The sequence below is a fragment of the Megamonas rupellensis DSM 19944 genome (genome assembly GCF_000378365.1).
In the GTDB taxonomy this organism is placed as follows: domain Bacteria; phylum Bacillota; class Negativicutes; order Selenomonadales; family Selenomonadaceae; genus Megamonas; species Megamonas funiformis.
The window spans coordinates 1-12,082 of record NZ_KB899612.1 but is presented as its reverse complement, the minus strand read 5'-3'; the positions used below and the strand labels follow the sequence as shown (position 1 = coordinate 12,082).

At 31.0% G+C, this 12,082-nt stretch carries 15 protein-coding genes and 1 tRNA gene; 6 read left to right on the top strand and 10 right to left on the bottom strand.

The window, feature by feature from the left end; translation table 11 throughout:
• From F553_RS12430 to F553_RS0110895, 8 genes are all read right to left on the bottom strand, one after another.
• Nucleotides 1–144: transposase (locus F553_RS12430; protein ID WP_208854020.1), on the bottom strand; the 144-nt coding region annotated here is incomplete at its 3' end.
• 74 nt (nt 145–218) lie between these two features.
• Nucleotides 219–467, bottom strand: a complete 249-nt coding sequence (locus F553_RS0110925; RefSeq protein WP_425269991.1) for a TetR/AcrR family transcriptional regulator — start codon at nt 465–467, stop codon at nt 219–221.
• A gap of 53 nt (nt 468–520) precedes the next feature.
• Nucleotides 521–1,033, bottom strand: coding sequence for a hypothetical protein (locus F553_RS0110920; RefSeq protein ID WP_019000122.1), 513 nt, complete (start codon nt 1,031–1,033; stop codon nt 521–523).
• A 48-nt stretch (nt 1,034–1,081) separates the two neighbouring features.
• The gene (locus F553_RS0110915) at nt 1,082–2,098 is read right to left on the bottom strand and encodes an ATP-binding cassette domain-containing protein (protein WP_019000121.1); all 1,017 of its coding nucleotides are present in this window, start codon (nt 2,096–2,098) and stop codon (nt 1,082–1,084) included.
• Nucleotides 2,099–2,111: 13 nt separating this feature from the next.
• The gene (locus F553_RS0110910; RefSeq protein ID WP_206083071.1) at nt 2,112–2,807 is read right to left on the bottom strand and encodes a GTP-binding protein; all 696 of its coding nucleotides are present in this window, start codon (nt 2,805–2,807) and stop codon (nt 2,112–2,114) included.
• Nucleotides 2,808–2,957: 150 nt separating this feature from the next.
• Nucleotides 2,958–3,341: an aspartate 1-decarboxylase gene (gene panD / locus F553_RS0110905; protein ID WP_008539924.1), complete on the bottom strand. Its 384-nt coding sequence runs from the start codon at nt 3,339–3,341 to the stop codon at nt 2,958–2,960.
• Between the two features lie 2 nt (nt 3,342–3,343).
• Complete coding sequence (gene panC / locus F553_RS0110900) at nt 3,344–4,198, bottom strand: pantoate--beta-alanine ligase (protein WP_019000120.1); 855 nt, start codon at nt 4,196–4,198, stop codon at nt 3,344–3,346.
• Nucleotides 4,199–4,638: 440 nt separating this feature from the next.
• Nucleotides 4,639–4,714 (bottom strand) — tRNA-Thr (locus F553_RS0110895).
• 153 nt (nt 4,715–4,867) lie between these two features.
• On the opposite strand from F553_RS0110895, the gene F553_RS0110890 reads away from it, so the two are divergent.
• From F553_RS0110890 to F553_RS0110870, 5 genes are all read left to right on the top strand, one after another.
• Nucleotides 4,868–5,749: a LysR family transcriptional regulator gene (locus F553_RS0110890; protein WP_019000119.1), complete on the top strand. Its 882-nt coding sequence runs from the start codon at nt 4,868–4,870 to the stop codon at nt 5,747–5,749.
• A 111-nt stretch (nt 5,750–5,860) separates the two neighbouring features.
• Entirely contained in the window at nt 5,861–6,511 is a 651-nt protein-coding gene (locus F553_RS0110885; protein WP_019000118.1) for an HAD family hydrolase, read from the top strand.
• Nucleotides 6,512–6,529: 18 nt separating this feature from the next.
• Nucleotides 6,530–7,717 carry an iron-containing alcohol dehydrogenase gene (locus F553_RS0110880; RefSeq protein WP_019000117.1) on the top strand — a complete coding sequence of 396 codons (1,188 nt, stop codon included), beginning with the start codon at nt 6,530–6,532 and terminating at the stop codon, nt 7,715–7,717.
• 16 nt (nt 7,718–7,733) lie between these two features.
• Nucleotides 7,734–8,624, top strand: a complete 891-nt coding sequence (locus F553_RS0110875; RefSeq protein ID WP_019000116.1) for a radical SAM protein — start codon at nt 7,734–7,736, stop codon at nt 8,622–8,624.
• A 25-nt stretch (nt 8,625–8,649) separates the two neighbouring features.
• Nucleotides 8,650–9,129 carry a pyridoxamine 5'-phosphate oxidase family protein gene (locus F553_RS0110870; protein ID WP_019000115.1) on the top strand — a complete coding sequence of 160 codons (480 nt, stop codon included), beginning with the start codon at nt 8,650–8,652 and terminating at the stop codon, nt 9,127–9,129.
• A gap of 81 nt (nt 9,130–9,210) precedes the next feature.
• On the opposite strand, the gene trxA is transcribed toward F553_RS0110870, so the two are convergent.
• Nucleotides 9,211–9,522 (bottom strand): thioredoxin, encoded by a 312-nt coding sequence (trxA, locus tag F553_RS0110865; RefSeq protein WP_008539906.1) that lies wholly within the window; start codon nt 9,520–9,522, stop codon nt 9,211–9,213.
• 454 nt (nt 9,523–9,976) lie between these two features.
• Between trxA and F553_RS0110860 the strand changes: the two genes are divergently transcribed.
• A complete protein-coding gene (locus F553_RS0110860; protein WP_019000114.1) occupies nt 9,977–11,578 on the top strand; it encodes a xylulokinase in 1,602 nt (533 codons plus the stop codon).
• 286 nt (nt 11,579–11,864) lie between these two features.
• Here the strand turns inward: F553_RS0110860 and F553_RS11985 are convergent.
• Nucleotides 11,865–12,082: zinc ribbon domain-containing protein (locus F553_RS11985; RefSeq protein WP_019000113.1), on the bottom strand; the 218-nt coding region annotated here is incomplete at its 5' end.

Genomic DNA, 12,082 nt, shown 5'->3' with positions numbered 1-12,082 from the left:
GTGAAGCTCCTGACAAATATTATTAATCAACTCCTTTAATCGTTCATCAACACCATTGTTCAACACTTTTCTACGATATTTAGGACAAAATACTACATGATATTTACAAGAATATACTATATTATTATTTGATTTATATTTCATAAAAGTATTATATAACTATTAAAAATATAATACAATAAAAAACAATGATATCGAATCATTGTTTTTTAGCGAGCTTATATCCCCATAAATAAATTTAGGGGCTTTACGCTCGCATTTGGTAAGAATTTATCAATTTGTACAAAAAAATCTTCTTGTTCTTGCTCTAATAAATCGTATATATCTTTAAAATATGTATAAAATACACTTCTATGATATCCTGCTTTATCCATTAATTCTTTTATTGTAATTTTATTAATACTTTTTTCTCGATATATTTCCCAAAAAGCAATTATAATATTTTCCTTTGTAAACAATAAATTCACCTCAAAAAATAAGATTGATTAGCTAAATTAACTAATCAATCTCACCAAAATCATCAATAATAATATCCTATATCACCAACAACAATAGTTTTGATAACATCTCTATTATCAAAGAAAAAATATAGTGGCATATTCGGATGATCTTCACTGTCGGCTAAATAACACCAAGTAGTCCCTTGTGTTTCTCTATAATTTCTATCAGGATCACCATAAGCATATAATACATCATTTTTGTTCATGCCCACTCTTATCCCCAAATTAGTAGTGATATTATCTTCATTGCAGATTATCGCTCTAATTCTGCCATTTTCATTATATCCGCCATTTATATAATAAACCATCAATTCACTATTATAAGTTACTTCATTTATATTAAAACCATTACAATTTCGCACTGCCAAATTTGCTGTTGGTCTACCATATACATAAAAACAAGAATCTATCTGTTGATCAGGAGTAAGTCCTCCTATATTTAAATATGTATAAGGTATTCTAGCCTCTACATTTAATATATTACTAAAAATAATCCCTAAACAAATAACAATCGAACTTATAAAAAATCTCAAAATACTAACCTCTTTTATTTTCATTATACTTATTATATATTTCAATTATTAATTTATATTTTCTATTAAATCACCTAAACGCAATCTGCTTCTAATATTTAATAAAGTTTCATCTAATTGGCGAATTTTTTCAATACAAGCTTTTTCTTTTGCTGTAGTTTCTATAATTTTACTAATTCCACCATTTTTTATCACGATGCGTTTATCGGCATTTAAAGCCAATAATGGGTCATGTGTAGACATAATGACGATTTTTTCACTTTTTGCTAAGCATTTTATAGCTTTTTGTCTATCTATCCCTGCATTTTCAATTTCATCAATCAATACAATCGGTGAACTACTTATACATGCCACATCTGCTATCATCAAAGCTCTCGATTGACCACCGGATAATTGAGTTACCTTTGTATCTAAAGTAAATTTTTCGCCAGCTAATTCATTTGCCATAGAAAAACATTTAGCGATTATAGCCTTTTCATTTTCTATTTCTTTGCCTAAACGAACTTTAGCATGCATAGTTAAAAAATCTTCTACAGTAATATCCATGATAAAATTCATATTTTGTGATAATTGAGCTACTAATTTTCCTTCTAAATTAAATCTAGCTTCATCATCTAAAATTTCATCATCAATTAAAATCTGTCGTTTTGTCGGTGTATCTTCTTGTGCTAAACATTCAATATCTGCAAGTAATCTACTTTTCCCAGAACCTGTTGGCCCTACAATACTTATTACTTGCCCTGCAAAAATCTCTACTTGGATATTTTCAGCTTCGCCTAATTTATTTTTGCCACCATTGATGGTTAATTTATGTACTTTTACCTCATCTTTATTTTCTAAATTCTGCATAGCTGAAAGATATTTTTTTAGTTCATCAGCAATATTGCCATCACGAATACCTACTTGCCATAAATCTTCTTCATCTATATCTTCAAAAGCCTTAGCAAAAGTCAAATTATCCGGCAAATTCCATAGACCTGTATTATCCAAATAATCTTTGATTTGAGGATACGCTTTTTTTATTTCTCCAATTGTATGAGTTTCTACAAATTCTTTAAAATCCATAATTTCCACCTAATCAATTAAATTCCATTTTCTTAGTCATGCCCAATTGATATTTTTCACCAATACGCATTTCATCTGTACAATATGAACATACAGCAGCTGGCGAAGTAAAACGCAATTTTTTTCCTTCTAATGTATCTATATCTTCAATTTTATTTATATATTTTTTCAACATAAATGCACCTTGACCAGTTATGCCATTGATAAAAATAACTTGTGCCTTAGGATTTGCTTGATAGACATTATACATAAATACTTCGCGTTCAGCTTGAGAAATAATATCTCCTTTAGTGATGACTATTACATCTGCAAATTTCACCATTGGCCCAATTTTTCTCGGTGTATTAATCCCTGATAAGCAATCTATTACACCAATGGCCAATACATCTTGAATATATGGCGAACAGCGATTGCAAAGACCTGCACTTTCGGTAATCAAATAATCTAAATTTTGACTTTTTCCCCAAGCTACAGCTTCTTCAATATTGCTGATAAAAAAATGGTCTGGACAAAATTTTCCTGATAAACCAATCTGTATCGGTATATTCGCTTTTTCATATGGTTCTTTATCAAAAGTCGTCAAGCAATCAAATTTAATAACGCCTGCTTTTTGCTTTTCTTTATGTAATACTTCTATTAATCGCAAAATTACAGAAGTCTTGCCCACAGATGGTGGCCCTGCTAAAGTTATTAATTTCACCAAAATCATCTCCATCATAAATTGCTAAATTTTATTATATAGCAATAAACTAAAAAAAAATAGGTTAAGCACTTTAGACTTTATTTTCATAAATCCATGCTCAACCTATTTTTACTTATTTTATAAAATTCTATTTTCTATTTAAAATAATATTATATATTAACCAATTTCGCCTTCAAGCTCTGTACCGCGTACTCTTACTGGTCGATTATGTTCATCAACCATGACTACATCAGGTACTAAATTTTGAGCTTCTTCTTTTGTCATCATAGCATAAGCAATAATAATAACTGTATCACCAACTTGTGCTTTACGTGCTGCTGCTCCATTTAAACAAATCACACCGCTACCACGTTTACCTGCAATTGTATAAGTTTCTAATCTAGCACCATTATTATTATTTACTACTTGTACTCTTTCTCCTGGTAAAATACCTGCAAGCTCTAATAATTCTTCATCAATAGTGATGCTTCCCATATATTCTAAATTTGCTTGAGTTACTGTAGCACGATGAATTTTTCCATGAAACATATTATATAACATTATTATTTATCCTCCAAAATGACATTATCTATTAAACGAGTTGTACCAAATTTTACAGCTAAAGCTAATAATACTCTGCCTTCAATTTTATTTCCTACTGGTTTTAATCCTGGCAATTTATACATTTCTACATAATCAATTTGACTTGTTTTTTCAGACTGTATAGTATCTTTTACTAAATTTAATATAGCTTCTACATCTCTTTGACCATTAGTAAATGCTTCTTTTGCTAATTTTAAACTCTTAGATAAAATCAACGCAGATTTTCTTTCTTCTGGAGATAAATAAGTATTTCTTGAACTTTTAGCAAGTCCATCAGCTTCACGAACGATAGGCATAATGCGAAGTTCTACATTGAAAAATAAATCATCCACCATACGGCGTAAAACTTCTGTTTGCTGAGCATCTTTTAAGCCAAAATATGCTCTATCTGCTCGAGATAAATTGAATAATTTACTAACTACTGTAGTAACTCCACGGAAATGAATAGGTCTTGTTCTACCACATAAAACTTTTGTGATATCACCTGTAACTTCTACCCATGTCATATCTTCATTAGGATATAAATCTTTATTTTTTGGTGCAAATACTACATCTGCTCCTGCATTTTGTGCCACTATGCAGTCATTTTCCAAAGTACGAGGATAAGCTTCATAATCTTCATTTGGTCCAAACTGAGTAGGATTTACAAACACACTGACGATTGTAATATCATTTTCTTTTGCTGAAGCATTAATAAGTGAAGCATGTCCTTCATGCAATGCTCCCATAGTTGGTACCAAACCAATAGATTTGTTTTCCTGCTTAAAATTAGCGACTAATTCACGTAATTTAGCCACATCTTGACATAAAATCATTTTTTTCTTCTCCTTTAATGTTCTTATAACAAACAAAAAGAGACTATAATGAACTTACATAAAAGCACAAAAAAAGTACATCTCGACACGAAATGCACTTTCCCTATTGATTAAATATAATTGATTTGATTTCATAACAAAAAATCCATCAACTATATTTTATATTTAAAATTCTGCAAGTTCGTCTCGGTCATAGTGATCCAAGCGTCTTTTTTCTTTTTAAATTTTACCTTATTAAATTATTTTATTTAAAATTAAACAACTAAGATACAGTTCAAATTATTAATATATATTGATACTGTTCACTATTGTTTGTTACGAACCACATAATACCACAGAAAAAATTCAACTGCAAGTATTTAAATAAAAAAAGCTACTCATCATAATAATTATTATAAAGTAGCTTTTTATTATAGTTTTAATTATATTATCTGTCAAAATGGAGCTGATAACAGGATTTGAACCTGCGACCCATGTATTACGAATACATTGCTCTACCAACTGAGCTATATCAGCATTAATTTTCTTTTATGATAAAATATTTTAAATTTATTGTCAATATTTGCTTCATATAATTATACAAAATATCAAATCTAGCTTATAATATAATCAAATATAAAGTATTCACATTAGAAATACTACCATTAGTTTGGATTTGGAGGCTTTTTTATGGAATTAAATCAACTAGAATATTTTGTTGCTCTAGCCCATATAAAAAACTTTACTAAAGCAGCAAAATCTCTGAATGTGTCTCAGCCAGCACTTAGTCGTTCAATCAGTCGCTTAGAAAAAGATTTAAATATACCTCTTTTCATCAGAGATAGCCGTAAAGTAAATTTAACTCAATATGGTCAAACATTTTTAACTTATGCTGAACGTATCTTACAAGAATTAGAAACTGCCCGCCAAGATATAACTAATATGGCTGAACCAGATAGCGGAGTTGTAAATTTATCTTTTATGCACTCTTTAGGTGTATATCTTGTGCCAGAATTATTAAAAGAGTTTCGTAAAATCTATCCTAAAATACAATTTCGCCTTAGTCAAAATCATTCTTTCTTATTATCAAAACAATTATTCAAAGGAGAGTCCGATTTATGCCTTTGCAGTTCTCCGATAAATTCTGAAGATATCGCTTGGGTTCCATTATTGACAGAAGAATTATTTATCATCGTTCCTTCAACTCACCCACTTGCTCATCGCAGTTCTATAAATATCACAGAAGTTGCTAGCGAACCATTTATTACTTTAAAACCAATGTATGGTTTACGCACTAAAACTGAGCATATCTTTGAAGTAGCTTCTATTCGCCCTAAAATACGTTTTGAAGGTGATGAAATTGTTACTGTAGCTAGTTTAGTAGCAGCTAATTTAGGTGTTTCACTCGTGCCTAAAATTCCTGGAATGGAACATCTCGATATAAAATTCATTTCTGTAGATAATCCAAAATGCACTCGTGATATCGGTCTTGCATGGTATGCTAATAAACCTCTTTCCCTTGCTGCCCATCGTTTTCAAAATTTCATAATTGATAAATTTAACCATGAATAATCATAAATATACTTAAATATCCTTGCAGTTTTAGATTTTGAATGATATGCTAAGTTATTGTAAGTGTAAAATTACTTACAATATTAATATATAAAATGGAGGAGCACCTAATTGAAAGCAGTTATTTTTGATATGGACGGAGTCATAATCGATAGTGAATCCATTCATGCTGATATGAAAATACGCACTTTAACACATTTTGGTATCCCTTGTAGTATGGAAGATTGTGTAGCCTATGTTGGTCGTTCTGCCAAAGCATTTTTTACAGATTTTGCCAAATTTGCTACAACTCCCGTTTCTATTCAAGAAATGGTCGATTATAAACATCGCATTTATTTAGAATATATTCAAGAAAGTAATTCCATCTATCCGATTGATGGCGTTTTAGATTTACTTTATCAATTACACAGCGAAGGTATTCCTGTAGCTTTGGCTTCTTCTGCTGATAGAAAAGTTATCAATGCTGTTTTAACAAAATTCGGCTTAATGGATTGTTTTGAATATATTTTAAGTGGTGCAGAACTTCCTGCTAGCAAGCCAAACCCTGCAATTTATCAGTTAACAGCTAAAGCTTTAGGCTTTGCGCCAGCTGATTGCGTAGTAATTGAAGATGCTACTGCTGGTATTATGGCGGCTAAAGATGCTGGAGCTTATTGTATCGCATATGATAATCCAAATTCTGGCCCACAAGATTTATCTCGTGCTGATAAAATCGTTTCTTCATTATCTGATATAGTTGTTTCTGATATTCTTCAAAATTAATTTTGTTGAGGTTTTATTATGGAAAAATTTAAATTTTACTGTCCTACAGAAATTATTTTTGGCAAAGATAGTGAATTATCCACTGCTTCATTAATCAAAAAATACAATGGTCATAATGTATTAATAGTATATGGCGGTGGCTCAGTAAAACGTTCTGGACTGCTTGATAAAATTTGTCAACAATTATCCAATGATAATTTATCTTATATGACCTTAGGTGGCGTTCAACCAAATCCTGTTGTTTGCTTTGTAAATGACGCTGTAAAAAAAGCATATCAAGCCAATATTGATTTTGTCTTAGCTATCGGTGGCGGTTCTGTCATCGATACAGCTAAAGCCATCGCACATGGTCTGAAATATCCACAAAATGATATTTGGGATATCTGGACAAAAAAAATAACCTTGACTAATACTACTCCTATGGGTAGCATTATTACTTTAGCTGCTGCCGGTAGTGAAACAAGTGATTCTGCTGTTTTAACTAACGAACAAACAGGTCAAAAACGTGGTCTTAGTACGCCATTTAATCGTCCATGTTTTGCTATTATGAACCCTCAATTAACTTACAGTGCCCCAAATTATCAAAAAGCCTGTGGTATTGCCGATATTTTAATGCATACATTAGAACGTTATTTTGCCAAAGAACAAAATAATTATCTCACAGATTATATCGCTGAAGGTCTATTAAAAGATGTCATCGCGCAAGCTCCAATCATGATAAATGAGCCTACAAATTATATTGCTCATAGTGAAATTATGTATGCTGGTTCTTTGTCCCACAATGATATAACAGGTCTTGGTCGCACTAAAGATTTTAGTGTACATAAATTTGGTCATGAATTAAGTGCTAAATATAACGCTACGCATGGAGCCTCATTGACTGCTATCTGGTCATCATGGGCTAGATATATCTATCAAAAAGATGTTCAGCGTTTTTGTCATCTAGGAAAAATTTTATTTAATATTGATACATTAAATAAAACTGATGAAACTATTGCCCTTGAAACTATCAAACATTTTGAAGACTTCTTCACTAGTTTAAACTTACCTATAAATATCAGCCAATTAGTGGGAAAAACATTAACTGATGAAGAATTAACTTATCTCACTTCAATGTGTACAGATAATAATACAAAAACCATTGGCAATTTTTCACCATTAAATTATCAAGACGTCTATGCTATTTTTAAATTAGCAAATCATTAAGTAAAAGGTGTTTTTTATGGATATGCAAAATTGTACACTTTGCCCTCGTTTATGTCATGTTGACCGCATTAAAAATTATGGTGTCTGTCATGCTAGTGATAAAGTGGAAATTGCTCTCGTATCCTTACATCAATGGGAAGAACCGTGCCTATCCGGAACAAATGGAGCAGGCACGGTTTTTTTCTCTCATTGTAATATGAGATGTATCTTCTGCCAAAATCACGAAATCAGTACCGAAGGTAAAGGATTTCCTGTAACTATTGAGCGTTTAGCTCAAATTTTTTTAGAACAACAAGCTCGTAATGCCCACTGTTTAGAATTAGTAACACCAACTCACTACGTTTTACAAATAATTGAAGCTCTAAAATTAGCCAAAAAACAAGGTCTATCTATTCCTGTAGTCTATAATACAAGTGGCTATGAACGAGTTGAAGTCTTAGAAATGCTCAAAGACTATATTGATGTATTTTTACCCGATTTTAAATACTACTCACCAGATACAGCCAAAGAATTTTCCCATGCTCCTGATTATCCTCAAGTAGTCAAAGAAGCCATTGATAAAATGTTTGAACTTGTAGGTAAACCACAATTTAAAGATAATATCATGCAAAAAGGCATCATCATTCGCCATTTAATCTTGCCATGGTATTATAAAGAAAGTATGGAAATCGTAAAATATATCTGGGAAAAATATCATGATGATGTTTATCTTAGCCTTATGAATCAATATACACCTATGTATAAAGCGCTTACTCACCCTAAATTAAAACGCAAATTGACGACTTTTGAATATGATAAAGTTGTAGATTATGCACTTGATTTAGGCTTTAAAAATTGCTATATCCAACAAGGCAAAACAGCTACAACTAAATTTGTACCTCATTTTGATGGCACTAATGTATATTAATTTATTATCTTAAAGGAGATTTGTTATGCGTAGATTTAAACAAGCTTTACCTTCATCAGAAAACATAGCTATTCTAAAACAAAAAACTCATGGTATTTTAGCACTTTGCGATGAAAAATCTTTTCCTTATACCGTTCCTTTAAACTATGTATATCTCAATGACAAAATCTATTTTCACTGTGCCAATGTAGGTCGCAAATTAGATATTGTCCATCAAAATAATAAAGCTTCTTTTTGTGTTATAAATCAAGATACTGTCATTCCGGAAAAATTCACTACCGCTTATTCTAGTGTCATAGTTTTTGGCACTATTAAAGAAATCACAGCTGAAAATGATAAACAAATAATCCTAGAAGAATTTATTCGTAAATTTTCTGCTGATTATTTTACAGAAGGACTAGAAGAAATAAAAACCTACATTAGACGCACTTGCATTTTAGAATTAAGCATTGAAGAAATAACAGGAAAAGAAGGACTTGAATTACAAAAACTAAGACATAAATAAAAAAACAAAAGCTGTAGTTTAAAAACTACAGCTTTTATCTTGTACAGGATTATAAAAAGGGGTTTTGGTATTTTGAGGTTTTTATTTTAAATAAGCATCTATTAAAGATTTAAATTTATCTTTAGAGAAGAAGCCAGATTCACGATGAATAATTTCGCCATCTTTTACGAATAATAAAGTAGGTACTACCATTACTTCATATTCTTCAGCAAGTTTTACATTTTCATCAATATCTATTTTTAAAATATCAAAATCATATTCTGGAGCTACTTTTTCAAGTACAGCACCCAACATTTTACAAGGGCCACACCATGTAGCGAAGAAATCTACTACAAAAGTCCCTTTATTTTCTAATAATTTATTAAAAGCATTTGCATCTGCATGTACTAACATTATTTTTGCCTCCAAACTGAATAATTCTATAAGTTATCTCACTTGATGGTTTTATTATAAATGATTTTCAATCATAGTTCAGTGACTTCATCACAAAAACTAACAAATAATTATTATTTTTTACAAATATTTTATCACAATAATTTATAATACTAATTTTCTTATAAAACTATTAAAACAATATATTATCATACAACTTATAGGATAAAATAAACATGTACATATAGTGAAAATCTTCTTTGAGTAAAAAATTTATTTATTAAAATTTAACAAAATCCCTTTTATTTCTTAGAATATTGATATATAATAGATTTTGTTATGAAAGTCGTTATAAATTATTAAAAAAATTGAAATAATTTATAATATACTATATAATATAGATAAATCAAATATTTATCATACAACTTTGTAAAAATCTTAATAAATATTAATATATGTGCGGAGGTTCTATAATATGCAAACAAATGAAATGATTAAATCTAATATTGAACAGGGTTTAACTACTCTTGGTATTGAATTCGGTTCCACTCGTATTAAAGCAGTATTAATTAATACTGACCATGAACCAATTGCTGTTGGTGCTTATGACTGGGAAAACAGTCTTATCGATGGTATTTGGACTTATAGCGAAGAAGAAATCTGGGCTGGTCTTCAAGGTTGCTACAAAAATTTAGTTGAAGAAGTAAAAGCAAAATACGGCGTTACTATCACTAAATTAGCTGGTCTTGGTTTCAGTGCAATGATGCATGGCTATCTTGCTTTTGACGAAAAAGATACTTTACTTGTACCATTCCGCACTTGGAGAAACAATATCACAGGTCAAGCTTCTCATGAATTAATTAAATTATTCAATTACAATGTTCCTCAAAGATTTAGCATTGCTCACCTTTATCAGGCAATTTTAAACAATGAAGAACATGTAAATAAAATCAAATTCTTCACTACATTAGCTGGTTTTGTTCATTGGAAATTATCTGGTGAAAAAGTACTCGGTATCGGTGATGCTTCTGGTATGTTCCCAATCGATATCAACACTAAAGATTACAATGAAAAAATGCTTGCTGATTTCGATGCACATATCGCTGATAAAAATTATCCATGGTCTATCCGTGAAATTCTACCAAAAGTTTTAGTTGCTGGTGAAAATGCAGGTTATTTAACTGCTGAAGGTGCAAAACTTCTCGACCCAACAGGAACACTCCAAGCTGGTACTCCTATGTGCCCACCAGAAGGTGATGCTGGTACTGGTATGGTAGCTACAAATACAGTTACAAAACGTACAGGTAATGTATCTGCTGGTACTTCTGTATTCGCTATGATTGTTCTTGAACGTGATTTATCCAAAGTTTATGAAGAACTTGATATGGTTACTACTCCTGCTGGTGATTTAGTAGCTATGGCTCATTCCAATAACTGCACAACAGATTTAAATAGCTGGATTAGCCTCTTCCATGAATGCCTCACTAGCTTTGGCATAAAAGTAGATGCTAACGAATTATTCTCCACATTATATAATAAAGCTTTAGAAGGCGATGCTGACTGCGGTGGCTTACTTGCTTATTGCTATCATTCTGGTGAACATATCACAGGCTTTACTGAAGGTCGTCCATTATTTGTTCGTAAATCCGACAGCAAATTCAATTTAGCAAACTTCATTCGCGTACATCTTTCTACAGCTCTTGGCGCTATGAAAACTGGTTTAGATATTTTAACAAAAGAAGAAAATGTTACTATCGAACAAATTTTAGGTCATGGTGGCTTATTTAAAACTAAAGGTGTAGGTCAAACAATCATGGCTAATGCTATCGGCGCTCCTGTAACAGTTATGGAAACAGCAGGCGAAGGCGGTGCATGGGGTATTGCACTCTTAGCTGATTATATGAATAATAAAGAAAACTTATCTCTTGATGAATATTTAAGCACTAAAGTATTCAAAAATAGCGTTGCCGAAACTATTGCTCCAACAAAAGAAGGTATCGAAGGTTTTGAAACATTCATGACTAGATATCGCAACGGTCTTGCTATTGAACAATCTGCTATTGATAATTTAAAATAAAAAATCTCTTCTAAAAAGACAAGTCATTTGGCTTGTCTTTTTATTTTGTACTTTAATGTATTTTTTATTCATTAGCTAAAAATATTGTAAACCAAAAAAAATATTTTATATAATATACAAGTATTTTTTCTAAGAGCCTTTTTTATTTATCATTCATATTTCTTAGAAAATAAATTTTACATAAAGGAGTTTTGGATATGAACTTATCTTTGACATACTCCCCATGCCTAAAGGCAGGGGATTCTTGGATACAAACGATACTTGCCTACTAAAATAGCAGGTCTTACTATATCTCTCCAAAGAAGGTTGATGCCCCAACCTTCCATATATTTATAGCAGCATTTCTATCTCTATCGTGGCTGGTTTTGCACTTTGCGCAAATCCACTCACGAACTGCCAAATTTTTAGTTTCAGGATTTTTTGTACCACAAACATGGCAAATTTGCGAACTTGGATAGTATCTATCTATCTTTTGCACTATTGAGCCAATTTCTCTCGCTTTAT

Excerpts from the sequence above, each read along its gene's own strand:
- F553_RS0110915 (WP_019000121.1), bottom strand. The coding sequence starts at position 2,098 with ATGGATTTTAAAGAATTTGTAGAAACTCATACAATTGGAGAAATAAAA.
- F553_RS0110910 (WP_206083071.1), bottom strand. The coding sequence starts at position 2,807 with ATGATTTTGGTGAAATTAATAACTTTAGCAGGGCCACCATCTGTGGGC.
- panD (WP_008539924.1), bottom strand. The coding sequence starts at position 3,341 with ATGTTATATAATATGTTTCATGGAAAAATTCATCGTGCTACAGTAACT.
- panC (WP_019000120.1), bottom strand. The coding sequence starts at position 4,198 with ATGATTTTATGTCAAGATGTGGCTAAATTACGTGAATTAGTCGCTAAT.
- F553_RS0110890 (WP_019000119.1), top strand. The coding sequence starts at position 4,868 with ATGGAATTAAATCAACTAGAATATTTTGTTGCTCTAGCCCATATAAAA.
- F553_RS0110880 (WP_019000117.1), top strand. The coding sequence starts at position 6,530 with ATGGAAAAATTTAAATTTTACTGTCCTACAGAAATTATTTTTGGCAAA.
- F553_RS0110875 (WP_019000116.1), top strand. The coding sequence starts at position 7,734 with ATGGATATGCAAAATTGTACACTTTGCCCTCGTTTATGTCATGTTGAC.
- F553_RS0110870 (WP_019000115.1), top strand. The coding sequence starts at position 8,650 with ATGCGTAGATTTAAACAAGCTTTACCTTCATCAGAAAACATAGCTATT.
- trxA (WP_008539906.1), bottom strand. The coding sequence starts at position 9,522 with ATGTTAGTACATGCAGATGCAAATGCTTTTAATAAATTATTAGAAAAT.
- F553_RS0110860 (WP_019000114.1), top strand. The coding sequence starts at position 9,977 with ATGCAAACAAATGAAATGATTAAATCTAATATTGAACAGGGTTTAACT.